This is a genomic window from Pseudomonas sp. 300, assembly GCF_055803035.1.
Window position 1 is genome coordinate 853,478 of sequence record NZ_JAVLRV010000002.1, and the last position, 25,997, is coordinate 879,474.

The 25,997-nt window shown below is 61.0% G+C and carries 21 protein-coding genes; 7 read left to right on the forward strand and 14 right to left on the reverse strand.

Features of this window, described 5'->3' with window-relative positions; all coding sequences use genetic code 11:
- Positions 1 to 52 precede the first annotated feature (52 nt).
- Positions 53 to 295 carry a hypothetical protein gene (locus tag Q7W83_RS10220; RefSeq protein ID WP_150634462.1) on the reverse strand — a complete coding sequence of 81 codons (243 nt, stop codon included), beginning with the start codon at positions 293 to 295 and terminating at the stop codon, positions 53 to 55.
- 109 nt (positions 296 to 404) lie between these two features.
- Positions 405 to 647: an HP1242/YdcH family protein gene (locus Q7W83_RS10225; protein ID WP_150634461.1), complete on the reverse strand. Its 243-nt coding sequence runs from the start codon at positions 645 to 647 to the stop codon at positions 405 to 407.
- Positions 648 to 864: 217 nt separating this feature from the next.
- On the opposite strand from Q7W83_RS10225, the gene Q7W83_RS10230 reads away from it, so the two are divergent.
- The gene (locus Q7W83_RS10230; RefSeq protein WP_150634460.1) at positions 865 to 1,386 is read left to right on the forward strand and encodes a DUF4142 domain-containing protein; all 522 of its coding nucleotides are present in this window, start codon (positions 865 to 867) and stop codon (positions 1,384 to 1,386) included.
- 57 nt (positions 1,387 to 1,443) lie between these two features.
- Here the strand turns inward: Q7W83_RS10230 and Q7W83_RS10235 are convergent, their stop codons facing one another.
- The 8 genes from Q7W83_RS10235 to Q7W83_RS10270 form a co-directional block, all read right to left on the reverse strand.
- The gene (locus Q7W83_RS10235) at positions 1,444 to 1,632 is read right to left on the reverse strand and encodes a hypothetical protein (protein ID WP_150639778.1); all 189 of its coding nucleotides are present in this window, start codon (positions 1,630 to 1,632) and stop codon (positions 1,444 to 1,446) included.
- Positions 1,633 to 1,771: 139 nt separating this feature from the next.
- Positions 1,772 to 4,402: an excinuclease ABC subunit UvrA gene (locus Q7W83_RS10240; protein ID WP_150633040.1), complete on the reverse strand. Its 2,631-nt coding sequence runs from the start codon at positions 4,400 to 4,402 to the stop codon at positions 1,772 to 1,774.
- Positions 4,403 to 4,543: 141 nt separating this feature from the next.
- Positions 4,544 to 6,655, reverse strand: a complete 2,112-nt coding sequence (locus Q7W83_RS10245) for a hybrid sensor histidine kinase/response regulator (RefSeq protein ID WP_150633039.1) — start codon at positions 6,653 to 6,655, stop codon at positions 4,544 to 4,546.
- A 136-nt stretch (positions 6,656 to 6,791) separates the two neighbouring features.
- A complete protein-coding gene (locus Q7W83_RS10250) occupies positions 6,792 to 9,890 on the reverse strand; it encodes an error-prone DNA polymerase (protein ID WP_473655972.1) in 3,099 nt (1,032 codons plus the stop codon).
- Positions 9,866 to 11,281 (reverse strand): Y-family DNA polymerase, encoded by a 1,416-nt coding sequence (locus Q7W83_RS10255; RefSeq protein WP_150639780.1) that lies wholly within the window; start codon positions 11,279 to 11,281, stop codon positions 9,866 to 9,868. The genes Q7W83_RS10250 and Q7W83_RS10255 overlap by 25 nt, the downstream gene beginning before the upstream one ends.
- A gap of 7 nt (positions 11,282 to 11,288) precedes the next feature.
- A complete protein-coding gene (imuA, locus tag Q7W83_RS10260) occupies positions 11,289 to 11,906 on the reverse strand; it encodes a translesion DNA synthesis-associated protein ImuA (RefSeq protein WP_458377322.1) in 618 nt (205 codons plus the stop codon).
- Positions 11,906 to 12,523 carry a transcriptional repressor LexA gene (gene lexA / locus Q7W83_RS10265; protein ID WP_150633036.1) on the reverse strand — a complete coding sequence of 206 codons (618 nt, stop codon included), beginning with the start codon at positions 12,521 to 12,523 and terminating at the stop codon, positions 11,906 to 11,908. The genes imuA and lexA overlap by 1 nt, the downstream gene beginning before the upstream one ends.
- A gap of 89 nt (positions 12,524 to 12,612) precedes the next feature.
- The gene (locus tag Q7W83_RS10270; protein ID WP_150633035.1) at positions 12,613 to 12,849 is read right to left on the reverse strand and encodes a hypothetical protein; all 237 of its coding nucleotides are present in this window, start codon (positions 12,847 to 12,849) and stop codon (positions 12,613 to 12,615) included.
- Between the two features lie 193 nt (positions 12,850 to 13,042).
- Here Q7W83_RS10270 and Q7W83_RS10275 point away from each other — a divergent pair, with 193 nt between their 5' ends.
- The 5 genes from Q7W83_RS10275 to Q7W83_RS10295 all read left to right on the forward strand — a co-directional run bounded on the left by Q7W83_RS10275 (position 13,043) and on the right by Q7W83_RS10295 (position 19,420).
- Positions 13,043 to 14,806, forward strand: coding sequence for an L-lactate permease (locus Q7W83_RS10275; protein WP_150633034.1), 1,764 nt, complete (start codon positions 13,043 to 13,045; stop codon positions 14,804 to 14,806).
- Between the two features lie 404 nt (positions 14,807 to 15,210).
- Positions 15,211 to 16,710 (forward strand): glycolate oxidase subunit GlcD, encoded by a 1,500-nt coding sequence (glcD, locus tag Q7W83_RS10280; protein WP_150633032.1) that lies wholly within the window; start codon positions 15,211 to 15,213, stop codon positions 16,708 to 16,710.
- Entirely contained in the window at positions 16,710 to 17,774 is a 1,065-nt protein-coding gene (gene glcE / locus Q7W83_RS10285) for a glycolate oxidase subunit GlcE (protein WP_150633031.1), read from the forward strand. Before glcD ends, glcE begins: the two co-directional genes overlap by 1 nt.
- A 3-nt stretch (positions 17,775 to 17,777) precedes the next feature.
- Positions 17,778 to 19,022 carry a glycolate oxidase subunit GlcF gene (gene glcF, locus Q7W83_RS10290; protein WP_150633030.1) on the forward strand — a complete coding sequence of 415 codons (1,245 nt, stop codon included), beginning with the start codon at positions 17,778 to 17,780 and terminating at the stop codon, positions 19,020 to 19,022.
- Positions 19,019 to 19,420, forward strand: a complete 402-nt coding sequence (locus Q7W83_RS10295) for a heme-binding protein (protein WP_150653546.1) — start codon at positions 19,019 to 19,021, stop codon at positions 19,418 to 19,420. Before glcF ends, Q7W83_RS10295 begins: the two co-directional genes overlap by 4 nt.
- A 72-nt stretch (positions 19,421 to 19,492) precedes the next feature.
- On the opposite strand, the gene Q7W83_RS10300 is transcribed toward Q7W83_RS10295, so the two are convergent.
- The 3 genes from Q7W83_RS10300 to Q7W83_RS10310 all read right to left on the reverse strand — a co-directional run bounded on the left by Q7W83_RS10300 (position 19,493) and on the right by Q7W83_RS10310 (position 23,861).
- A complete protein-coding gene (locus Q7W83_RS10300; RefSeq protein WP_473655973.1) occupies positions 19,493 to 20,959 on the reverse strand; it encodes a bacteriocin immunity protein in 1,467 nt (488 codons plus the stop codon).
- A 90-nt stretch (positions 20,960 to 21,049) separates the two neighbouring features.
- A complete protein-coding gene (locus Q7W83_RS10305) occupies positions 21,050 to 21,325 on the reverse strand; it encodes a bacteriocin immunity protein (RefSeq protein ID WP_150633027.1) in 276 nt (91 codons plus the stop codon).
- Entirely contained in the window at positions 21,315 to 23,861 is a 2,547-nt protein-coding gene (locus Q7W83_RS10310) for an S-type pyocin domain-containing protein (protein WP_458377321.1), read from the reverse strand. Before Q7W83_RS10310 ends, Q7W83_RS10305 begins: the two co-directional genes overlap by 11 nt.
- Before the next feature lie 177 nt (positions 23,862 to 24,038).
- On the opposite strand from Q7W83_RS10310, the gene yghX reads away from it, so the two are divergent.
- Positions 24,039 to 24,926: a YghX family hydrolase gene (gene yghX, locus Q7W83_RS10315; RefSeq protein ID WP_473655974.1), complete on the forward strand. Its 888-nt coding sequence runs from the start codon at positions 24,039 to 24,041 to the stop codon at positions 24,924 to 24,926.
- Between the two features lie 12 nt (positions 24,927 to 24,938).
- Here yghX and Q7W83_RS10320 read toward each other — a convergent pair whose 3' ends face one another.
- Entirely contained in the window at positions 24,939 to 25,883 is a 945-nt protein-coding gene (locus tag Q7W83_RS10320) for an aldo/keto reductase (RefSeq protein ID WP_473655975.1), read from the reverse strand.
- Between the last annotated feature and the right edge of the window lie 114 nt (positions 25,884 to 25,997).

The window sequence follows — 25,997 nt, forward strand, 5'->3', positions numbered from 1 at the left end:
GCCATCGCTTCGCCAGCAAACCGGCTCCTACAGGTTCCGTGTCGTTCAAAGGTTAGCGCGGATCCATCTCGCCATCACGCACCGCATTATCGGTTTCTTCACGCACGCGCTCAGGGTCGAGGTCGGTGCCGTCGTCCTGGTCCATGGGAATGGCGCCTTCGTTGTTCGGCAGTTCGTCGATGCCCGGTTCGTCTTCGGGATTGATGGCGGTGCGGCCGGGGCTCAACGGTTCGGGATGGGTCGGGATCGGATCGTAGCCGCCCTGTTCTTCACTTGGAAATTTGGGGTCATTCATGGGGCACCTCGCATGGAGCCGTAGATTCGGACTCTGATCATTCGAGGTGCCGGGATTTATCGCCGTTCCAATTTTTCAGTCACCGGTCGTCGGTGGCTGAAGCGACATGTCAGGACGGTGCCTGGAGTTGTTGGACGATCTTGTCCTTGACCTGCAAGCGCTTCTCCTTGAGCTTCTTCAGTACGTCATCACTGGGCGCATCCGATTGGGCGGTTTCAGCCTTTACGACCTCGGCGTCCGCTTGTGAATACTTGTTGATCAGTGAATCCAGTAACGGATCCTTGGTGCGTTTTTGCTGGATATCTTCCTTTGAAAGTTTCAAGTCCTGATAAAGGTCGTGTGGCACCGGCATGGAACACCTCCGTTTGTTGATCGGTGGCAAACGCGATCGATTGCGTTCACCAACCATCAGAATGGCCTCGGTTGACGGGTTCTGTCGACCGCCTATCAGACCAGCGGTGTCCGTTCGTCGTCCTGGCGCAAACCCGATAAAACCTTTGGCCGCCCGTCGACCTCCACAGATTAACGATCACTCGATCGCTCATGAAAACCTGTGTGGAGAATAACCAATGGACGGATTGACCCTGCGCCACCTCACTTTGGCCGTAGCCTTGAGCACCAGCATGGGTACGGCCTTCGCGGCCACTGACAATGATTTCGTCGACAAGGCGGCCGCCGGCGGTATCGCCGAGATCGAAACCAGCAAACTGGCACTGGAAAAAAGCGCATCGGCCGACATCAAAAGCTTCGCCAACATGATGATCACCGATCATTCCAAGGCCAACGATGAACTCGCGGCCATCGCGAAGAAAAACGACATCGAGGTGCCAGACACCACGACGCTGGTGAAACAGGCCAAGGAAAAGATCCTCGACATGCGTGACGAGTCGTTCGATGCCGCGTACGCCAATAATCAGGTCAAGGCGCACGAAGAAACCATCGAACTGTTCAAGAAAGAAGCCAACACCGTGACCGATGACCAAGTCAAAGGCGCCACCGAACTGAAAGGTTTCGCACAAAAAATGTTGCCGGGGCTGGAAAAGCATCTGGAGGCGGCGAAGAAACTGCAAGCGGCCCACCCGAGCAAGTAACGCGCGCCACAACAAAAGACCGCCTCCATGGAGGCGGTCTTTTGGTTTGCGCCGGTACTAGCCGCCGTCGGTATCGATGTCGGCGTCCGTCTCCTCGCCAGGTTTCGGGCGATCCGGATGCGGCTTGAAGCCCGGGCTGAACTCATTGTCGTTGTCGGTGTGGCGATTTTTCTGATCCACCGCTTGATCGGCACTTTCCGGTTCGGCGGTTTTAGCGTTTTCCTCAAGCTCACGTTGATCGTTCATATGTACCTCGTTCGTCACTGCGAATGCGCGGCTGAAAACATCGGCCTTGTGAATTCGAAGCTTTGCGGGAGGCATCGTTCCATTGGACAGACCACGGATTCTGCAGGCGTTGCGGAGGCGGCGATCTTTTGATTCATCCTCACCCAAGCACCCGAGCCAAAAACGGCGCGGTTCGGCTCTTTTTGCTCTTGGCGACCTTCTGCGGCGTGCCCGCCACCACAATCTTGCCGCCCTGATCCCCGGCCCCCGGCCCGATGTCGATCACCCAGTCACTCTGCGCCACCACGCGCATTTCATGTTCGACGACGATCACCGTGTGCCCCGCCGTGACCAGCGTGTTCAACTGTTCGAGCAAGCGATCGACATCCCGTGGATGCAACCCGGTGGTGGGTTCGTCAAGCACGTAAAGTGTTGCCCCGCGCTGGTTGCGTTGCAGTTCGGTGGCCAGTTTGATGCGCTGGGCTTCGCCGCCCGACAACTCGGTGGCCGGTTGGCCGAGCCGCAGGTAACCCAGGCCAATGTCGCGCAGCACTTCCAGTGAGCGGCGGATCCCCGGTTGCTCAACAAACACCTCGACCGCTTCGTCCACCGTCAACTGCAACACCTGGGCGATGTTCAAACCCTGCCAGTAAATCGCCAGCGTCTCGGGGTTGTAACGGGCGCCGTGGCAGGTCGGGCAGGGTGCGTAGACGCTGGGCATGAACAGCAATTCGACGCTGACAAACCCCTCACCTTCGCAGGTCGGGCAGCGGCCTTTGGCGACGTTGAAGGAGAACTGACCGGCGTCGTAGCCCTCAACCTGCGCCTGGGGAGTCGCGGCGTAGAGCTTGCGCACGTTGTCGAACAGCCCGGTGTAGGTTGCCAGGTTAGAACGCGGCGTGCGGCCGATGGGTTTCTGATCGACTTGCACCAGCCGCTTGATCGACTCCAGCCCTGCGCTGACCTGACCGCCACTGACTTGCGGTGCATCGTCCTCAAGGCTCAATTCTTGCGTTTCGCTGTCACTGGCCGCACGCCCGAGATGCGCGCCCACCAGTTCCAGCAACGCCTGACTGACCAGACTGGATTTACCGGAGCCCGACACGCCGGTCACCGAGGTGAAACAACCCAGCGGAAACTCGACGCTGAGGTTGTCCAGGTTGTTGCGGGTGATGCCTTCCAGCCGCAGCCAATCGGTCGGCTTGCGGCTGGCTAGCGGCAGCCTGACCTGATCGGCGAACAGGTAAGCGCGAGTCTGCGAGTTCGTCACGTCGGCCAGGCCCTGCGGCGGTCCGCTGTACAGAATCCGCCCGCCATGCTCGCCCGCCGCCGGCCCGACATCGATCAGCCAGTCGGCGCGGCGCATGGTTTCCAGATCATGCTCGACCACGAACAGCGTGTTGCCCGCCGCTTTCAAACGTTGCAGGGCTTCGAACAACGCTTCGCCATCCGCCGGGTGCAGACCGGCCGACGGTTCATCCAGCACGTAAATCACCCCGAATAACTGCGAACCCAATTGCGTCGCCAGACGAAGCCGCTGCAGCTCACCGGACGACAACGTCGGCGTGCTGCGCTCCAGTGCCAGGTAACCGAGCCCCAGGTCCGTCAACGTACTGACCCGCTCCAGCAAATCCTGGGCGATGCGTTGCGCGGCCAGGCGCTTTTCCACCGACAGGTTGGGCGTGTGGCGCACATCCGGCGCATTGGCGTGACCGCTGGCACCGTGGGCCACTCGCTGCTCACGGGCCTCGCGGGTCTGCTCGTGGGTCAAGACTTCGCCCGCCTCATCGGCCTGTTCGAGGTAACTGTGCGCCGCCACCGGTTTCAAGACTTCCGCCACTTGCAGCAACGGCATTTGCGCCAACTCGCCGATGTCGTAACCGGCAAAGGTCACCGACAACGCCTCGCGTTTGAGGCGCTTGCCGTCGCACAGCGGGCATGGGCTGCCGAGCATGAACTGCGAGACGCGCTTCTTCATCAGCGCACTTTGCGAGTGGGTGAACGTGTGCAGGATGTAGCGCCGGGCACCGGTGAAGGTGCCCTGGTAGCTCGGCTCCATGTTGCGCTTGAGCGCGACTTTGGTTTCTTCGGGTGTGAGCCCTGCATACACCGGAACCGTCGGGGTTTCTTCGGTGAAGAGAATCCAGTCGCGTTGCTTTTTCGGCAGATCGCGCCAGGGTTTATCAACGTCGTAGCCCAGGGTCACGAGGATGTCCCGCAGGTTCTGCCCTTGCCACGCCATGGGCCAGGAAGCGACCGCGCGCTGGCGAATGGTCAGGCTCGGGTCCGGGACCATCAGGGCTTCGGTGACTTCATACACCCGCCCCAAACCATGGCATTCAGGGCATGCGCCCTGAGGCGTGTTCGGTGAAAAGTCTTCCGCATAGAGCATCGCTTGCCCCGGCGGATAACTGCCGGCGCGGGAATACAGCATGCGGATCAGGCTCGACAACGTGGTCACGCTGCCCACCGAAGACCGCGTGCTCGGCGTGCCCCGTTGTTGTTGCAAGGCTACCGCGGGCGGCAAACCTTCGATGGAGTCGACATCGGGTACGCCGACCTGGTCAATCAAACGTCGCGCATACGGCGCCACGGATTCGAAATAACGTCGCTGCGCTTCGGCGTACAAGGTCGAAAACGCCAGGGATGACTTCCCTGAACCGGATACGCCGGTGAATACCACCAACGCATCACGGGGGATATCGACATCGACATTCTTGAGGTTGTGTTCACGGGCCCCGCGTACCCTGACCATGCCGGAAGGAGGATTGGAGGTGCGCTTGGAAGTCATCAGGTGGCCTTGATTAGAAGGTTCGAAAGATTGACGCATAGCCAGGAATTTAGCGATCCAATTGTAGGAGCCGGCTTGCTGGCGATAGCGATCTGACGGACGCCATCGCCAGCAAGCCGGCGCCTACAATTGGATCGGTGTTCAGCCATTGAGGACGGTGCGGACCATTCGGGTCAGCGCCTCGGGGCCATAGGGTTTGCTCAGCAGAAACGTGTCGGGGTTGAGTTGGTGATTGCGCGAAATAATGTCACGGGTGTGGCCCGAGGTGAACAGCACTGCCACGGGTGGATTCTGCACTTTTGCCCAAGCGGCCAGGTCCGAACTTTTGATCAGGCCGGGCATGACCACGTCGGTGAAAATCAGCTCAACCACCACGCCTTCCAGCAACATCTGCATGGCGGCGTCGGCGTTGGCCGCCGTCAGGACTTGATAGCCCTCCTCCCGCAGCAACTCCACCGCCGAGCTACGCACCGCCTCGTTGTCTTCGACCACCAGAATGGTTTCGTGGCCGCCGCGCTGTTGCACGTCAGTGGCCGCGATTTCACTCAGCAACGGTCGCAGGCTGCGCGAAAAATACAACTGCACCCGTGTCCCCTGCCCCTCGACACTGGCCATTTCGATATGTCCGCCGCTCTGTTTGACGAAGCCGAACACCATGCTCAGTCCCAGCCCGGTGCCTTGACCGTCGGCCTTGGTGGTGAAAAACGGTTCGAACGCTTGTGCGAGCACCTGCGCAGACATGCCGGCACCGGTATCCGCCACGGAGACACGCACGTAATCGCCAGGGGAAATACCTTTGCCCGCGCAAAACTTGCGGTCGAGGGTCACGTTCTCGGCGCTCAGTTCAATGGTGCCTTCGCCCGCCATGGCATCACGGGCATTGATCGCCAGATTGAGAATGGCGTTTTCCAGTTGGTTGCGATCAACGTTGATGTGCCAGGACGCTTGAGGCAGCCGCACATCGATCTGGATGGTTTCGCCCAACGCCCGTTGCAGCAGCTCGCCCAGGCCTTCGAAGATCTGCCGTGGGTCGCAGACCGCTGGCGACAGTGGCTGACGGCGGGCAAAGGCGAGCAATTGCGAAGACAGTTTCGCCCCCCGCTCCACCGCCGCAATCGACGCCGAGACCCGACGCTGCACGTTGGCATTGTCCGGTTCGTGCCTCGCCAGCAGGTGCAGGTTGCCGGCGATCACTTGCAGCAGGTTATTGAAGTCATGGGCCACCCCGCCCGTGAGACCGCCGATGGCTTCGAGCTTTTGCGACTGGCGCAGTTGCTCTTCCGCCGCCAGCCGCGCTTCAACTTCGTCGGCGACGCGCTGCTCCAGGTTTCGGGTGAACTTGAGCAGGGACTCTTCGGCGGTCTTGCGCTCGTGGATGTCGATCAACACGCCGGGAAAGCGGAACGGCTCGCCCTGCTCATCGAATTCGCAGCAACCGCTGGCCTGCACCCACAGGTAGCTGCCGTCGGGGCGCAGGACCCGATATTCGGCGTTCAAGGGCTCGCCGGTAGTGACGGATTGATTGACCCGCTCGCTGACCCAGCTGCGGTCGTCGGGATGAATCTGTGCTTCGGCGAAGTCCGTTGGCAGGTCGCCGAGGTCATGCCCGGCGGGAAAGGAAAAGGTCCGGGCGAAGCGTTCATCGCCGGAGAGCAGATTGCCTTTGACGTCCCAGACGAACGAACCGAGCAAGGCCCCGGCATTCAACGCCAGACGCACGCGCTCATTGTCGGCGCGGTAGGCATCTTCGGCTTCCTGACGCCGGCGTTCGGAATTCACACGTTCCGTGGTTTCAACCACCATTGCCATGACCCCGGCCGGCCGCCCCTCGTCATTGGCCACCGGGCTGTAATAGAGGTCCAGCCAGACGTCTTCGGGGACGCCGTCGCGCAATAGCACCAGCTCTTTGTTGCGATAGGACAAGGTGCCGCCCGCCAGGCAGGTGTCGACCACGTGACGATTGAATTCGGCGACTTCCGGCCAGCCCAGTTCCACCGGAGAGCCCAACAGATAAGGATGTCGGCCACCGGCGAACGACGAGTACGCATCGTTATAGATCATGTAGCCGGGACGGCCCCAGAGCATGACCATCGGCAGCGGCGACGCGAGCAGCAATTGCACCGCGCTGCACAGACTTGCGGACCAGGTCTCCAGACTGCCCAGTTCGGTGCGGCTCCAGTCGAACGCACGGATGCGCCCGGCCATTTCACCGTTCCATCCGGCACACCCGTGGCTATCGTCTAGAAACTGCATCGACTGGCTCTGTGTCCTGTAAATGGTACCCGTTTGTTTCGAGCATCGCGCAGGCCAATGGTTTCATAGAGGGTAGCTGAATCTTGCGGCAATCCGGGGTAGCCGCAGATCCCTGTGGGATCGAGGTGGATTGGGGTCAATGGAAATCCCGGCTGCGTACGCTGATGCCGTCGAGCAATTCGCTCAGATCGCTCAACCGTCCGGCAATCAAATGCCGCACCTCGCCTTCCTTCTCCCAGCGCCCGTCGACCTTGAGCAACTGCGAGCCGACCAACACCCGCCGTTGCCGCTCCGCCAGGTCGCGCCAGACCACCACGTTGACGTTGCCGAACTCGTCTTCCAGTGTGACGAAAGTCACGCCACTGGCGGTGCCCGGACGCTGCCGACCGGTCACCAGCCCGGCGACGCTGACCGGCCGACCATGCTCGACCTCCAGCAGCTCCTGCGAACTGCGACAGCGCCGGGCTTTCAATTCCCCCCGCAGCAGCGCCAACGGATGAGGGCCGAGGGTGGTGCCGAGGCTGTTGTAATCCGCCAGCAGGTCTTCGCCCACCGTGGGTTTGGGCAATGCCACCGCGTCCTCTTCCTGACTCGGCAAACCGGCGAACAAACCCAATTGCTTCTGCACGCCCGCCACTTCCCAGCGTGCTCGATGACGATCACCGGCCAACCCACGCAACGCCCCGGCATCAGCCAGTAGTTCCTGCGCACGGGCATCGAGTCGCGCCCGCTCGCCGAGGTCGGCGATGTCGATAAACGCCCCCTTCGACCTCGCGGCTTCGATACGCCGCGCATCGTCCTCGCGAAAGCCCTTGATCATCCGCAGCCCCATGCGAATCGCCGGCTGCGCGCCGATAACCGGTTCGAGGCTGCAATCCCAGTCGCTCGCGCGCACGTCCACCGGGCGGATCTGCAAATGATGCCGGCGCGCATCTTGCAGAATCTGGTCCGGACTGTAGAAACCCATGGGCCAGCTGTTGATCAGCGCACAGGCGAAGGCCGCTGGCTCGTGGCATTTCAACCAGCAACTGGCATAAGTCAGCAAGGCAAAACTGGCGGCGTGGGACTCGGGGAATCCGTAGCTGCCGAAGCCTTTGATCTGCTCGAAAATCTGCGCGGCGAATTCGGGGGCGTAGCCTTTTTTCTTCATGCCTGCAGCGAGGCGATCCTTGTGCGGTTCGAGACCGCCGTGACGTTTCCAGGCGGCCATGGAGCGGCGCAACTGATCCGCTTCGCCGGGGCTGTAACTGGCGGCGACAATCGCAATCTGCATCACCTGCTCCTGAAACAGCGGCACCCCAAGCGTACGTTTCAACACTTCCCTCAACTCTTCGGACGGATAGCTTTCGAGTTCTTCCTTGTTCCGCCGCCGCAGATATGGATGCACCATCCCGCCCTGAATCGGTCCCGGACGAACGATGGCCACCTCAATCACCAAATCATAAAACTTGCGGGGCTTGAGCCTGGGCAGCATCGACATTTGTGCCCGGGATTCGATCTGGAACACGCCGATGGTGTCGGCACGGCCGATCATGTCGTAGGTTTGCGGGTCTTCGGAGGGGATCGACGCCAGACTCAAATCCAGGTCGCGATGACGGCGCAGCAAATCGAAACAACGCCGAATCGCGCTGAGCATGCCCAGCGCCAGAATATCCACTTTGAGCAAACCGACCGCGTCCAGATCATCCTTGTCCCACTGGATGATGGTGCGCTCGGCCATGGCGGCGTTTTCTACGGGTACCAGACTGTCCAGCGGTTGTTCGGAAATGACGAAACCGCCGGGGTGCTGGGACAGGTGTCGGGGAAAACCGATCAGCTGTTGCGTCAAACTCAGTACTCGGCGCAGCACCGGGCTCTCGGGATCGAAGCCATTTTCAAGCAGGCGCTCGACGGGCGGCGCCGTGTCACTCCAGTGTCCGCAGCAATCGGCCAGGGCATTGATCTGATCCGGCGGCAAACCCAGCACCTTGGCCACATCGCGCACGGCGCCGGCCGCGTGATAGGTGCTGACCACCGCGGTCAGCGCCGCGCGGGTCCGGCCATAGCGCTGGAACACGTACTGCAAGACTTCTTCGCGGCGTTCATGTTCAAAGTCCACATCAATATCCGGCGGCTCGTTGCGTTCCTTGGAGAGAAAACGCTCGAACAGCATATTCATCCGGTCCGGGTCGATCTCGGTGATGCCTAGGGCGAAACACACCGCCGAGTTGGCCGCCGAGCCCCGACCCTGACAGAGAATTTTCTCGCGCCGGGCGAAAGCGACAATGTCCTGAACGGTCAGGAAATAGCTTTCATAACCCAGCTCGGCGATCAGCCCCAGTTCCTTGTCGATCAGCCCGCGTACCTTCTCGCTCGCACCTTCGGGCCAGCGCTCGCGAGCGCCACGTTCGGTCAACTCACGCAGCCAGGACGCGGCGCTGTGGCCTTCCGGCACCAGCTCTCGGGGATACTGGTAACGCAACTGGCCAAGATCAAAGGTGCAGCGCCGGGCAATGGTCACCGTTTCATCGAGCAACGCTTGCGGGTAGAGCGAGTGCAACACGTCGAGGCTGCGCAGATGCCGCTCGCCGTTGGGGTGCAGGCGCAACCCGGACTCGGCCACCGGCAGGTGATGGCGAATCGCGGTCATGGTGTCCTGCAAGGCGCGCCGCCCGCGTGCGTGCATGTGCACATCGCCGCTGGCCACTGCCGGGATCCGCAGCTCCCTTGCCAATGTCATCAACGCACTCAATCGCCGGGTATCGTCCTGACCGCGATGTAACTGGACCGCCAGCCACAGGCGCTCGGCGAAGGTTTGCTTCAGCCAGTGACCGGTTTGAAAATCATCCAGCGCATCCGGTACCCACAACGCCAACAGCCCCGGCAAAGGCTCGCTGAAATCCTCCCGCAGCACCTGATACTGGCCTTTCTGCGAACGACGCCGCGCTCGGGTAATCAGCCGACACAGGTTTTGGTAGCCCTCAAGGTTCTCGGCCAGCAGCAACAGTTTCGGACCGTTTTCGATGCGCATTTCGCTGCCGATAATCAGGGGCAGCTCTACGGACTTGGCCGCCTGCCAGGCGCGGACGATGCCCGCCAGCGTGCATTCGTCGGTGATCGCCAGCGCCTGATAGCCCAGTTTTTTCGCCCGCTGAAAGAGTTCGAGGGCGCTGGAGGCGCCGCGCTGGAAACTGAAGTTCGACAGGCAATGCAGCTCGGCATAATCGATGCTCATGCGAACCAGCCCTGCAACCACAACGGGCCGTCCTCACCAACCGCACGATAGGCCCAGCCCTGCTGGCCGGAACGGGTTTCGATCAGGTAGTAATCGCGGCGCACGTCGGCGCCGTCCCACCAACCGGACTCGATGCGCTCCGGGCCCATGAGGATGCGCGTAGAACCTTCGTGTACCGCTTGCGGTTCCGTCAGCAACCAGCCCGGACGCTGCACGCCAGGCATCACTGCGCAGCGCTGGCTCTCGGCGCTGGCCTGCCAGGCGCACTCCGGCCGGTGATCGGCCTGGAACCGCAAGCCTTGCACCGCGTCATCCCCCAGCCGCGCGCGCAAGCGTTCGCGCAGTTGCTCCCAAGGCAAGGACTGCTGCGGACGATCGTCGAACAGTTCCTGATACTGCGGAACGAAGGCCGGCAAGTCTTCGGCGCGCAGACGAAAACCGCGCACCGGCGCCTCGACCTGAACCTGTTCCAGCCGCCCTCGGGCCAGTTCGAAGAGCATCGCCGGATCACGCTCGGCGCTGAGCAGGCCGACCTTGATCACGCTGTCCGGCAACCCGGCATGTTCCAGGTGCAGGTCGAAACGCTGCACACCGCTGTCGCGACCGCACAGGAACGCCGACAGATCGCCGGTCAGCCGGCGTAACGGAAACAGCAGCGCCTGATGGGATTGCACGTCGAAATTGAGCTCGATGCGCACATCGAAGCGGTCCGGCGGCAGGTAGAACGCCAGCGCCAGCCGTCTTTCGCCAAACAGCGCGTCCAGATGCTTGAGCACCTGAGCCTCGAAACGCCGCGCCAGACTCTGCCGGGGCAAAGCCTGCACCTGACTCAAGGTGCGCAGCCCCATGCGCGACAACGCCGTGGCCACCGCCGGCTCCAGAGCGATCCGGTCGACAGGCAATTGCCCCAGATGATGCTGCAAGGCTTGATCGTCCGGCACCACCAGACCGTCATACGCATTGGCCAATACCCGCGCCGCCACCGGATTGGGCGCGGCAACAATCCGATGACGAAAGCCCAGTTCGCCGAGTTCAGTGCGCAAGCGCGCTTCGAATTGCGGCCAGTCGCCAAACAACCCCAGGCTGGACTCGATTTCAAACACCACCGCACGCGGGTAATGCACGCTGACCTGGGAGCTGAAGCGGTAGGCCCACGCTGCGAGAAACTGCTGCCAGCGCTCGATTTCGGCCGCATCGTATTCCGCCGTGACAAAGCCTTTGCTCAAGGCCTGCGCGGCGGTCATCGACTGCCCCGGACGCAAGCCCAGGGCCCTGGCCGAAGCGTTGACCGCCTGCAACACCCGACGCTGCGCCGGGCCGGTCAGCAGCGCCAGCGGCTCATCGGGGTCGGGGCGCTGACGCAGTACCGCGTCCAGCGCCAATTGCGGGAAGAGAATGCACACCCAGCGCATGGCAACCTCAATGCCCCACAGGGAAGGCAATCGGTGCCGAGCGGGCCAACCCGCCCCGGCACTTGAGCACGCGCAATTGCGCAGGCCTGGCATCGATGGCGATGCGCAGCGCGGCCGGTGACGGGTTGATCGCTTCATGGATCGAGCGGTAGGCGAATGCCAGGGTCGAGCCGGTTTCTGCCGCCACCTGCAAGCGCCGCAAGGCACGGTCATCAGCTTTGTGCGGCCAGCAAAGCACCGCGCCGCAACTGCCCGAGCGCAGGCATTGTTCCGCCGCCCACAGCGCATCGCGCTCACTGGCCTGGATGATCGACAACTGGCGCAGATCAATCCCGGCGTTCTGCCAGGCTTGCGGATACGGCACGTACGGCGGCGCCACCAGCACGATACGCTCGCCCGCCGCCGCCAACCGCGCCAGCGCCGGCCACACCAGTTGCAACTCGCCGACGCCCTGCCCGGCCAGGAGGATTTCAGTCAGCGCCGCTTCCGGCCAGCCGCCGGTGGGCAATGCCGCATCCAGCGCAGCATGCCCGGTTGGTTGCGGGCTGACCGTCGGTGGCGCAGGCCGGCCTTTCCAGACCTGGCCGCCATTGAACAGCGTATCCAGCGCAACGACGGCGCCCATCACCCTTGCCTCACCAGACCGCAGAACACTCCTTCGATAGCGAGGTCCTGATCAGCGTCGACGATAATCGGCTTGTAGGCCGGGTTGCGTGGCAACAGGCGCACCACGTCGCCGACCCGCTCGAAACGCTTGATGGTGACTTCGCCGTCAAGCCGCGCCACGACGATCTGGCCATTGAGCGCTTCGGGGTTGCGATGCACGCCCACCAGATCGCCGTCGAGGATGCCGTCCTCGATCATCGAGTCACCCTGGACCCGCAGCATGTAATCCGGCACCCGGGAGAAGATCGACGGGTCGAGCAGCAAGCGGCTGTGCACCTCGGCATCGGCACCGATCGGCGCCCCCGCCGCCACCCGGCCGAGGACCGGAATGTCCAGCAACTCGGGGCGCGCCGGTTGCCCGAGCAAACGAATGCCTCGGGCCTGATGCGCATTGACCTCGATAAAACCGGCGTCGGTCAGCGCCAGCACATGCTTGCGCGCCACGCTGCGGGAGGCGAAACCAAAGGCCTCGCTGATTTCAGCGAGGCTCGGGGACTGACCGTGTTCCGCGATTCGATCACGGATAAACGTCAGGATGGCAGTACGGCGGGGAGTTAAAGTCGTCATGGAGTACATTTGTACTCTTTTGGCTTTTTTCTGGCAAGGACCGCCAGTCAGCTCCCCTTGATCACGGGCCCGGCATACAGCACATCCAGAGTCAGGCCCTACAACGTCCGCTGACCATTGCCGATAGCTTTGGCCTGCTCGATCCCCCACTCCATCGCGGCCTCCATGTCGAGAAAATGCAACGACGGGTGGTCATTCTCCTCAATGGCCGAGCCATCGGGTCGGTAGATGCCGATGAACATTCCCAACGAGCCGTCTCGCAGGATCTCGGCCTTGACCTTGATACTGCAACTGTTCGACAGCGTTTCCGTGTGGACCAAATGACGTTCAGTCATTGCTGCATTCCTCTCGTCGTTGAAGGCCGAGTCGTGCCTGTACCCATTGGCCATGTTAGCTCAGCGCCACGCACCAAAAACGCCCATTCAAGCGTGTGAACGCTCAACCGGTCAGCGGCGCAATGCCACCTATACTACAAGCCACCGCCCCTTCGGGGTCTGCAATCCCAACAATAAAAAGCAGAGGTGGAACATGGTCTGGCAGCAAATCTACGATCCGTTCGGCAACCCGGTCATTTCAACCATCATGGCAGCAGTGCCGGTCGTGGTGATGCTCGCGGCCCTGGCATTTTTCCACATCAAGGCCCACCTGGCGGCCTTGCTCGCCCTCGCCTCGGCGCTGGTCATCGCGATTTTCGCCTTCGGCATGCCGGCTAACATGGCAGGCTCAGCCGCTCTTTACGGCGCCGCCAACGGCTTGCTGCCGATCGGCTGGATTGTGCTGAACATCATTTTCCTGCACCGACTGACCACCGAGAACGGCTCGTTCAAAGTGCTGCAGGACTCGCTGGCGCGCATTACCGACGATCGCCGCCTGCAACTGCTGCTGATTGCCTTCTGCTTCGGCGCCTTCTTTGAAGGGGCTGCCGGCTTCGGCACGCCGGTGGCGGTGACCGGCGCGATTCTGATTGGCCTGGGTTTCTCGCCATTGGCGGCGTCGGGCCTGGCGTTGATCGCCAACACCGCGCCCGTGGCATTCGGCGCCCTCGGCACGCCGATCATTACGCTGGCCAAGGTCACCGGCCTGGATGAAATGGAACTGTCGATGATGGTCGGTCGGCAATTGCCGTTTTTCTCGGTGATCGTGCCGTTCTGGTTGATCTGGGCTTTTGCCGGGTGGCGCAAGATGCTGGAAATCTGGCCGGCCATTCTGGTCGCCGGGGTCAGTTTCGCCGTACCGCAGTTCCTGGTGTCCAACTACCACGGGCCGATGCTGGTGGACGTGATCGCCGCGCTGATTTCCATGGCCTGCCTGACCGGCTTCCTCAGGGTGTGGAAACCCGCGACCGTGCACACCTCCGCCGCGCTGTCCGGGCGCGTCGACAACTCCAAAATTGCCGACGAGCATGAAGAAAAACCCGTCGCCAGCGCGACGTTCGCCAGCGACGCCAAGCCTGCGGTCATGCGCGCGTGGATGCCGTGGATCATCCTCACGGTATTCGTGTTCGCCTGGGGCACCCAGGGCTTCAAAAACATGTTCGATACCCGCCCGGCGATTGATCCGGTCACCCATTCCGTCAAGCTCGATCCTCAAGGCAAACCGCTGCGCGAAGCGAACCCGATCTTTGCCCCGGTCGTCACTTTCGGCGCGATCCACCAGCAAATCGAAAAGGTCCCGCCAGTGGTGCCTGCGCCTAAAACCGAGGACGCGGTCTACAAATTCACCTGGCTCACCAGCACCGGCAGCGGCATCTTGCTGGCGGCGATCCTGGGCGGGCTGTTGATGGGTTATTCCATCCCGCAACTGATCAAGCAGTACCTGCACACGATTTGGGTGGTGCGTTACTCGCTGATTACCATCGTCGCGATGCTCGCGCTCGGGTTCCTCACGCGCTACTCGGGGCTCGACGCCACCATGGGCCTGGCGTTCGCCGCGACGGGGATCTTTTACCCCATGTTCGGCACCTTGCTTGGCTGGCTCGGCGTGGCGCTGACCGGTTCGGACACGGCGTCCAACGTGCTGTTCGGCGGGCTGCAACGGGTGACCGCCGAGCAACTGGGGCTAAGCCCGGTGTTGATGGCCGCCGCCAACAGTTCCGGCGGGGTCATGGGCAAGATGGTCGACGCCCAGTCAATCGTGGTGGCTTCCACTGCCACGCGCTGGTATGGGCATGAAGGGGAAATCCTGCGTTATGTGTTCTTCCACTCCATCATTCTGGCGATTCTGGTGGGTGGGTTGGTGACGTTGCAGGCTTATGTGGCGCCGTTCAGCCATATGGTTGTGGGCGGGCATTGAGCTGAGTGGGCATATCCGGCTTTGCGGTAATGGCGGCTATTGGTTCCGCCCTTGTGGCGATCAAGATCAACAGCAAGATCAAAAACAAAAGCCGGAGCAGAACGCGTTTCCCTGTGGGAGCGAACCTGCTCGCGATGGACGTCCAGACACCGCGGTCATTCAGACAGTACGCGTTATCGTTGACGTCCATCGCTAGCAGGCTAGCTCCCACAGGGGGAATGCGTACATCCGAAGAACCAGGCCGGCCGGTAGGCCGCCTCGCGGTGCCATTGCGGTAGTCGCCCTGGGTGATTCTCCAAGTAACCCGCCATAAGGGCGGAACCATAAGTAGCCGTTGCCGCAGAAACGGATATACACCCAAGCGCTCCCCCGGTATTCACGATACGGAGTATCGTAAAACGACTATGAACATTCTCTACGATGAACGCGTTGACGGTGTGCTGCCGGATGTCGATAAGGCCACGCTGCTGCGGGCCCTGCAAACCCGCTTGCCGGCGCTGGAAGTCCTGCATCAGCGGGAAGAACTCAAGCCGTACGAATGCGACGGACTTTCGGCCTATCGCACCACGCCCCTGCTGGTGGTATTGCCACGCCATCTCGACGAAGTGCAAGGCGTGCTCAAGCTCTGTCATGAAATGCACGTGCCGGTGGTCGCCCGTGGTGCCGGCACCGGTTTGTCCGGCGGTGCGTTACCACTGGAAAAAGGCGTGCTGCTGGTGATGGCGCGCTTCAACAACATCCTCCACATCGACCCGGCCGCCCGCACGGCACGGGTCCAGCCGGGCGTGCGCAACCTGGCGATTTCCCAGGCAGCGGCGCCGTTCGGCCTGTATTACGCACCGGACCCGTCTTCACAAATTGCCTGTTCCATCGGCGGCAACGTCGCCGAAAACGCCGGCGGCGTGCATTGCCTGAAGTACGGTCTGACCGTGCACAACCTGCTCAAGGTCGACATCCTGACCGTCGACGGCGAGCACCTGACGCTGGGCTCCGATGCCCTCGATTCTCCCGGCTTCGACCTGTTGGCGTTGTTCACCGGTTCCGAAGGCATGCTCGGGGTGATCACCGAAGTTACCGTCAAACTGCTGCCCAAACCGCAGACCGCCAAGGTGCTGCTGGCGGCGTTCGATTCCGTCGAAAAAGCAGGGCGAGCGGTGGGTGACATCATCGCCGCCGGCATCATTCCGGGCGGTCTGGAAATGATGGACAACCTGGCGATTCGTGCCGCTGAAGACTTCATCCACGCCGGCTATCCGGTGGACGCCGAAGCCATCCTGCTGTGCGAACTCGATGGCGTCGAAGCCGACGTCCACGATGACTGCAACCGCGTACGCCAAGTGCTGGAACAAGCTGGCGCCACTGAAGTGCGTCAGGCCAGGGATGAAGCCGAGCGCGTGCGTTTCTGGGCTGGACGCAAGAATGCGTTCCCGGCGGTCGGTCGGCTCTCGCCGGATTATTACTGCATGGATGGCACGATCCCGCGCCGCGAATTGCCCGGTGTATTGCACGCGATTGCGGCGTTGTCCGCCGAGTATGACTTGCGCGTCGCCAACGTTTTCCACGCCGGTGACGGCAACATGCACCCGTTGATTCTGTTCGACGCCAACCAACCGGGTGAGCTCGACCGCGCCGAAGCCTTGGGCGGCAAAATCCTCGAATTGTGCGTGAAGGTCGGCGGCAGCATCACCGGCGAACACGGTGTGGGCCGGGAGAAGATCAATCAGATGTGCGCGCAGTTCAACGCCGATGAGCTGACCCTGTTCCATGCCGTCAAAGCCGCGTTCGATCCCGGCGGTTTGCTTAACCCCGGCAAGAACATTCCGACGCTGCATCGCTGCGCCGAATTTGGCGCCATGCATGTGCACCTGGGCCAGCTGCCCTTCCCTGAGCTGGAGCGTTTCTGATGCGCAGCGAACTCGATATCGATGACAGCGGCGCGCTGCTGGAGCAGGTCAATCAAGCGCTGGAAAACGCCACGCCGCTGCGTATTCAGGGTTCCAACAGCAAGGCATTTCTGGGACGCATCGTTGCCGGAGAGGTCCTCGATACGCGCTCCCATCGGGGCATCGTCAGCTACGACCCGACCGAACTGGTGATCACCGCCCGCTGCGGCACGCCCTTGTACGAACTGGCGCACGTACTGGATGAAGCGCAACAGATGCTGCCCTGCGAACCGCCGTCCTTCGGCGACGATGCCACGATCGGCGGAATGATCGCCAGTGGCCTGTCGGGACCGCGACGGCCGTGGTCAGGCTCGGTGCGCGATTTCGTCCTCGGCACGCGGGTCATCACCGGGCATGGCAAGCATTTGCGTTTTGGTGGCGAAGTGATGAAGAACGTCGCCGGCTACGACCTGTCGCGCCTGATGGCCGGGAGTTTTGGTGCCCTTGGCGTGATCACCGAAGTCTCGCTCAAAGTCCTGCCCAGACCCCGGCAATGCTTGAGCATCAGCCTGGAGATGGACAGCGATCGTGCCTTGCTGCGCCTTGCAGAATGGGGTCAGCAGCCATTGCCGATCAGTGCCGCGTGCCACGACGGGCAACGCCTGCACTTGCGGCTTGAGGGCGGCGAAGGCTCGGTGTCGGCGGCTCATGACCGTTTGGGCGGTGAGCGGCTGGACGCTTCGTATTGGGCGGACCTCAACGAACATCGACTGAGCTTTTTCGATGAAGACCAGCCCCTGTGGCGCGTGTCGGTGCCGCACAACACGCCTCGACTGTCCCTTCCCGGTCGGCAACTGCTCGACTGGGGCGGCGCCCAGCGCTGGCTCAAGTCTGACGCCGAAGCGGCGTTCATTCGCCAAGTCGTGGATGAGGTCGGCGGCCATGTGACCTGCTACAGCCATGGCCTGATCGACAGTCCGTTCCAGCCGCTGCCTGCCGCGTTGATGCGCTATCACCGCAGCCTGAAGCAGCAACTCGACCCACGGGGCATCTTCAACCCCGCACGCCTGTACGCGGAGCTTTGAACCATGCAGACAACCCTGAGCGAGACTGCCCGGCGCCTGCCCCGCGCCAAGGAAGCCGAAAGCATCCTGCGCACCTGCGTGCACTGCGGGTTCTGCAACGCGACATGCCCGACTTATCAATTGCTCGGCGATGAACTCGATGGGCCACGGGGCCGCATCTACCTGATCAAACAGGTGCTGGAAGGCAACGAGGTCACGCAGAAAACCCAGCAGCATCTGGACCGCTGCCTGTCTTGCCGCAATTGCGAAACCACCTGCCCTTCCGGGGTCGATTATCACAACTTGCTCGACATCGGCCGGGCAGTGGTCGATGCGGCGGTGCCGCGTTCCATCGACCAACGCCTGTTGCGTGAAGGATTGCGCAGCATCGTGCCCAATCCGGGACTGTTCAAAGCGCTGGTCAGCAGCGGTCAGGTTTTTCGGGCGCTGCTCCCCAACACCTTGCAGGCAAAGTTGCCTCGCCATGTTTTTCCCTCCAGGCCTCGCCCTACCACGCGCCATGCTCGCCAGGTGCTGATGCTCGAAGGCTGCGTACAGCCGAGCCTGTCGCCCAACACCAATGCAGCGGCTGCGCGGGTGCTGGATCGACTGGGCATCAGCGTCACCCCGTCCAGGGAAGCCGGATGCTGCGGTGCCGTGGATTATCACCTCGACGCCCAGGCCACCGGCCTCGACCGCGCTCGCCGCAATATCGATACGTGGTGGCCGAGTATCGAAAACGGCGCCGAAGCCATTGTGCAAACGGCCAGTGGTTGCGGCGCTTTTATCAAAGACTATGGCCACTTGCTCGAACGCGATCCGGCCTACGCCGAGAAGGCAAAAAGGGTCAGCGCGTTGGCCAGGGACCTGGTGGAAGTGTTGCGCGACGAACCGCTGGAAACACTCGGCGTCCACGGCGATCAGCGTTTGGCGTTCCATTGCCCGTGCACCTTGCAGCACGCGCAAAAGCTCGGCGGCGCCGTCGAAGCGATGCTGATTCGCCTCGGGTTCAATCTCACGACCGTGCCCGACAGCCATTTGTGCTGCGGGTCGGCGGGCACTTATTCGATCACCCAACCCGAACTGTCCCGGCAACTGCGCGACAACAAACTGAACGCGCTGGAAAGTGGCCATCCTGAAGTGATCGTCACCGCCAATATCGGCTGTCAGTCGCATCTCGACGGCGCGGGTCGAACCCCGGTGCGGCACTGGATCGAACTGCTCGACGCGGCCCTGCCGCCCTCACCGATCACCGGAGATTCCCCATGAAAAGCAAAGCCATCCTGAGCCAGGCCGAAGTCAGCCAGATCCTCGCTGCCGCACGCACCGAAGCCCAGAACAACCAGTGGGCCGTGACCATCGTGGTCGTCGACGACGGCGGCCACCCCCTCGCCCTCGAACGCCTCGACGGCTGCGCGCCCATCAGCGCTTACATCGCCACCGAAAAAGCGCGTACCTCGGCGCTGGGCCGGCGCGAGTCCAAAGGCTATGAAGAGATGGTCAATGGTGGGCGCTATGCGTTTTTGTCGGCACCGTTGCTGACGTCCCTGGAAGGCGGCGTGCCAATCATCGTTGATGATCAGGTTGTCGGCGCGGTCGGGGTGTCCGGGGTCAAGGCCGAGCATGATGCGCAAGTGGCGAGGGCCGGGGCGCAATGCCTGCACTGACCGGCGATAGATGTTTCCCCCCAGACCTGCAGGAGCACGACTTGCCGGCCATGAGCGATGCGAATCGCTCTATCAATTGGGCGGTCGGTTGAAAACGATGTAAAGCGGGTCAAGCCCTGACTCGACGGGAAATACCAGGATGTAATCGTCAAACCGGTCATGCGCCCGGTCTGCCAAGGCTTCAATTGTTGGCACTGGCGCGGAGTGGACAAACCCTATGCGCAGCGATTGGGCTGACTCAAGGGAATCCGTGGTCGACCAGTGAACTGTGACCGTTGCCCCACCCTCAGGGGTAAAACTGAAACGGTTGAGGTGCTGATCCTGCGTTACCGCTCTGACCCTGACGCCAGAGATCGAAGGGCATCCGTTGCACGCCGTGAGGTAAACCTGTGACAACGTTTCTAACTCGCGCAACCCATGGAACATTTTTCCGGGTGTGACGGGGACTGTCGCGGTGCCCATGCGAAAAGGCAGATCGACCTCGCCCCGGCTCGCGGCCAGGTATTGCCAATCCTGACCTTCAATGGGTAGAAGCTCGGCCAGCGGCGCACTCAAACCGAAAACCTGAGTGTCTGCCCGACTGGTAAAAGCGAAATTCAATAAGGCCGCCTGCTGGCTTCCAGTGTTCGGTTCGCCTGAGGTGTTCTGCCAGGAAAAATCCGCAACAACCGAGCGTATCGCTTTAAGCAGAGCCACCTGCTGGGACACCAACAATACGGGCGAACCGCCATTCAGTAAAAGATCGGGACGTTTATCGGCAAAAGCGAGGGACGCGCTGATCGTATGCATCGTTTGTGTAGAACTACGCGAATGAATCAGGCGTTGATGCGCCTTGATCAGCAGTGCTTCCGCTTCATCATGCAGAGTGCGATGCCGCTGGGTCATGCTGGCCAACCGAGTCACATAGCGATCCCGAATGGCGTTGATCTTTTGAATGACGCCCTGCCATTGCGCTTGCTCGGAACGCGCATACGTCAGGTTGCGCTGAGCGCCACTTTGTACAAACTCCACTCTCATTTTCCAGAACTCAAACTTTCTGGCGGCTATCAGTGCTTCACGCTGGGCATGTTCCAGGGTGCGGATGCCAGACTCCTGTTTGGGGATGTCCCAAAGGGTGTCCTGTTGACGTTGAAAGCTCTCGATCTGCTGCTCGAAATGGCTGAAAGCCTCTTCGAGAACATGCCCTGAGACAGCCACATCCGCCGCGATTTTTTCGACCTCTGCCAGGCTCCTGGCCAAAGGGGTCAGCGGCGCAACAGGGGGCTTCGCGGCAGGAATGTCCTCGCCTTTGAACGCTGGAATTCCTTGTTGGTGATGCCATGTCCTGACGTGGTGTACAACGGCTTGCGGGCTGTTGGAGATGTGCTCGTCCGTCGAGTAGAACAGCAGATCGGCCCCTCGGGGATGGCCAGCGATCCGGTCGAAATGGTTGATCAGTTTGTCGTGGTCCGGTTTCGGTAGATCAACGGCCCAGATTTTGTTGACCAGCGCCTGGAATTCCGACGCGGTGTAATCCTTGAGTGCTGCTTTAAGTTCCATCTTGGGTTCTTCCTTGTTTTGCGCACGACGAAAACAGCACACCTGCTCACGCCTTGTGAGCAGGTGCCCGTTTAATGCTGGTGGTATCGGTTATTCCGGCTTGAATCCTGGTTTGTTATTGGCTGCACGCCACTCTTTGACTTCTTTCAGGATGCCTTCGGGACTGTCTTCCTGGCCTTCCTTTGGGTAGAAAATGACGTCGGAACGGTCTGGATGTTCAGTAATGGATTCGAAATGCTCGAGGAGTTTATCTCGATACATTTCTAGCGCCCGTCCTTTAAGGCCGCTTGTTTGATGAAAAAACTCACCCAAAAAAGATAGGAATTCTGCCTCGGTGTATTCCTCAAACCTGTCTTTAAAAATCATAATCACGATTCCTTTTATGTATCTGAATATGACGTCTTGGTGTCATCACCAATATGTTATCCAACCCGTAGACTTCTCCACCTTGTGAAATTTCAATCACATGATGTAATTCAAACGTTTTACGCCCCCCTACTTGATCTACAACCCGAGGAAAAGGTGCTGAGCCATCTCGCATTCTGTCCAAGTTGCTTCGCGTAAATTGCTTGCTCAACTCCGCATCTGCTGCAACAGCTATCCAAAACGCCTCTCGAAACCGATGAAAATTAGCAAACTCCTTCCACCGTAACTGTTCCGCGATTTGCCACGGTACCGGTGCCCCGTCTCCCCTCGCATCGTCTCCAAGCCAAACCTCCGATACGTCGGACCCCCAACCTGTAGCAGTGCCTGGATCATCACGTCGGTCCCGGAACAGCACATCCGGTGAAGGTAGCTCCATATCCCCCGGGAACCCAGGAATACTCGCACCCATCTCCCCTTCGTCAACCGCAGGAAACGTCTCGTTTTGCGGTAGGACCGGGATGGCCGGAGTGCCGGGATAAACCACAGGGGTGGTGGGTGCGATGGGCAATGTGGTGGAGCCGAGATGTTCAATGCCCGGCGGTACCAGCGGGGTCCAGGTGCCAGCCGGCGGAATCGGCCAAGGCACAACCGCCGGTACGATGCCCAACCACCCCTCGGCACTTTGCGGCGTTTTGATGCTGATTTGGTCGAGATTGAACGGATCGGACCAGAACTCCGGCCGCTCCTGAAACCGCAATTCGAACTCGCGGTTTTCACCCACCCATGTGCTTTTCGGCGCGTAGGGGGCGAAGCCTTGTGCAACACGTTTTTTGTTCACCTCATCGAGTTGACTGGTGAGCGTTGTGTGTTCGCCGAGCGTTCGCCACAGCGCTTCGTCGAAAGCCTCGAACGACTTGAATTCCCGGCCTCGGAATTGATCGCCGATCTGGCTCGGGATCGCTGCGCCGGCTGTTTGGCTCGCGCCTGTCCACCAATCAGCCGTCGCCGCTTGACCCGTTCCGGAGACAACACCTGTGCCCATGGGTGGAACGTTGAACGACAGGTAGGTCGGCGGCAGGCCAGGCGCGCAGACGATGCAATCCTGGATGCGCCAGTCAACGCCTGTCGGGATGTCCTGAATCTGCGGTTCGGTGACAGTCAAAGTCTGACTGGCAAGGGCCCCTTGAGTCGTGGCTTCTGGTGTGAACTGCACGTGCCTGGTGGGCGACCCCGGGATCTCAGCGGTATAGACGCCTGTTTGCGGGTCGAGCGTTGCATTCACGACCGGGACGCGAGAGTCGATATCGCCACCCGTACCGGCAACGACTATCGCAGTACCTTGCGGCGTGACCACGGGTTTGAGCCGGTACTCAACCTCCACCGAACCACCGGCATCGGCAGCGGCCTGCACTTCATGGCTGTCATGCAGTTCCAGCGCGTGAGCCGGGACTGCGATGGCCTCATACAAGCGATGTCGTTGTTCAGGGGTCAACTCGCCGTTGCCCAATTCGCTGGGATAAGCGATCCCCACCATGAAGATTGCGGCTTGCCCTACCGTGAGCGTCGCGGCCACGGAGCCCAATGCGGGGACTGCACGAAAAACGGCGGTTACCAGTTTGTCAGTATCAATCCATTCCCCGCCGTGGCTGGGCAATACCCCGGCAGAAAGCACTGACGATGTGGCAGGTAATTGAAAGGTGTTGGCCTGCCTGACCCGTTCGAGGCGAACATCCTCATCAACCTGTTGTTTGAACCGAATGCGCGCGTCGCGCTGCTCGGCGTACTGCCGATGGCGTTCCCAAAGCGCCTCCCGCTTACGCCAGACAATGGTCTGCTCGGCATGATAAGCGGCCAACGCATTGGATTTATCCTTGAGCGCATCGAGTTGCGCCGACAGCAGTCGGGCTTCATGAGCCGCTTTGTAGGCGTCTTCCCAAGTTTGATGACCTTTATGCAACGCCTCGCCGAATTGATTCAACCGCGCCAGATAATCGCTTGCGGTGCGCGCAAGCGGATCGTGCCCATCAAATGAAAGAGCCGTAGTGTTCTTGACGCCGAGCTCTGCAGTTTTTTTGCTGATCAGCCCGTCGATTTCGTTTTTTTCTTTGGTGATGAAATACAGCTGAAAGCGCTCGGACGAACCGTGGTTGGGAGGCCGTTTCGCCGCTGAGATCTCTTGATCAAGCGATGACGTGAGTTGTTTAGCCCGGGCGGCAAAACTGTCGTCAATTTGATCTCTGGTTACGTTTTGACGCTGGGTGAGTTGAGTGAGTAATTGGTTGCGCGCATAGATGCGTGCCTGCTCCCGAGCGTACTCAGCGGCGGCCAGTGCCTGCTCTGCCTGAATCCGCTTATGTTCTTCCTTGGCCCGCTTTCTGGCCTGTTTCGTTTTTTTGCTGGGGCCGCTGATTGCGCCGGAGGCGCCTACACGATTACCTCCAAAACTTCCGCCACCGCCCCCACCGCCGCCAGAAGCAGGCGGACCGGACCTGATGACGACGTCTCCTGACGTGCCATCGTTGAATCGTTGTGCCATACAGTCTCTCCTTGTCTGTAGGGCACAGCTTGTCGATCGGGGAATGGCGGAGTGCGGTACATATGTATCGCGGGGGATTTATTCGCCGATTTGAACACCTGATTCACGCGCCGACAAAAAAACCGTTCATGCGCTTAACTGACAGGGATTCATCAACGTCGAAGAGGTAACACTCCGATGCCCCGTCTCACTGCGAAAGACTTTGCTCCGGAACTGCTCGAACTCTATGACTACTACGCCCACGGCAAGATCAACCGGCGCGAGTTTCTGGACCGTGCGGCGATGTTCACTCTGGGTGGTTTGACGGCCAGCGCACTGTTGGCCTCCCTGAGCCCGAATTACGCACTCGCCGAGCAGGTTGAGTTCACCGACCCGGACATCATCGCCGAATACATCACCTACCCGTCCCCCAAAGGCAACGGGCCGGTTCGCGGTTACCTGGTGCGCCCGGCCAAAGCCACGGGCAAGGTGGCCGCGGTGGTTGTCGTGCATGAAAACCGGGGGCTCAACCCATACATCGAGGATGTGGCGCGGCGGTTGGCCAAGGCCGGCTTTATCGCCCTCGCCCCTGATGGCCTGACCTCGGTCGGCGGCTATCCCGGCAACGATGACAAAGGCCGGGAGCTGCAGGCGACCGTTGACCCGGAGAAGCTCATGAATGACTTTTTCGCCGCGATCGAATGGCTGATGAAGCACGATGCCGCCAGCGGCAAAATCGGGATCACCGGCTTCTGCTACGGCGGAGGTGTGGTGAATGCCGCCGCAGTGGCGTATCCGGAACTGGGCGCTGCGGTGTCGTTTTACGGCCGCCAGCCAGAAGCCAGGGATGTCTCCCGAATCAAGGCACCGGTGATGCTTCACTACGGCGAACTGGACACGCGCATCAACGAAGGCTGGCCCGCCTATGAACAGGCGTTGAAGGCCGCAGGCAAGACCTATGAAGCCTACATCTACCCCGGCGCGAACCACGGTTTTCACAACGACTCCACGCCTCGATACGATGACGCAGCGGCGACACTGGCCTGGGACCGGACACTGGGTTGGTTCCGGCGATACCTGGTTTAGAGAGCCAAGCGCCTACCCCACCACATCAATCAACTGCTCACGCTGCGCGCCAGTCAGCATCGGACCGAAACCCGCACCGGCATTTTCCGTCATGTAACGCGGGTTGCCGGTGCCGGGGATGACGCAGGTTACCGCCGAATGCGCCAGCAAGTACTTGAGCGCCAGTTGCGCCCAACTGGTGACACCGACTTGCGAGGCCCACCCCGGCAGCGGCTTGCCCTTCAAGCGGGCCAGCAAATCACCGCCGCCGAACGGCCGGTTGCAGATCACCGCCACCCCGCGCTCACGACACAGCGGCAGGATGCGTTTCTCGACGCCGCGATCATCCAGCGCATAGTTGATCTGCAAGAAATCCAGTGGCTCGGCTTTCAGCACCGCTTCCACTTCGTCATACGCCGACGCAGTGTAATGGGTGATACCGATGTAGCGAATGCGCCCTTCTTCCTTCCATTTGCGCAGGGTCGGCAAATGGGTTTTCCAGTCCAGCAGATTATGAATCTGCATCAGATCGATCCGGTCGGTCTGCAGCAGTTTGAAGGAGTGCTCCATCTGCGCGATGCCTTCTTCGCGGCCACGGGTCCACACCTTGGTGGCCAGAAACGCTGGCGACCGCGGTTTGTGGATCGACAGCAGTTCGCCGGTGGTCTGCTCGGCGCGGCCATACATGGGAGAGCTGTCGATCACCGTCCCGCCCTTTTCGAACAACGCGCTGAAGACGGCGGGCAGGTTTTTATAGGCCGGATCGGCAGGCGCGACATCAAAGCCGCGATAGGTGCCCACGCCGACAATGGGCAATGGCTCGTTGCTGGAAGGAATGGCGCGGGTGAGCATGTTCTTGCCTCCTGTTTCCTTCGACGGCGTGGTGGTTGCAAAGGCCGGATCGAAAGTGAGCACCGCCGAAGCACCGGCAGCCAGCGTGAGTATTCGTCGACGCGTGTATCCATCAGTGTGGCTCATGGTTGTGTCCTTCGACCTCTGGGCTGTTGGCCTTTGCGCTAGTTGTCCGGCAAACGGCACGATCACCAGCGCCATCAGACCTTTGCCAGCTACAAAAGAATAGCTGCCGGCGAC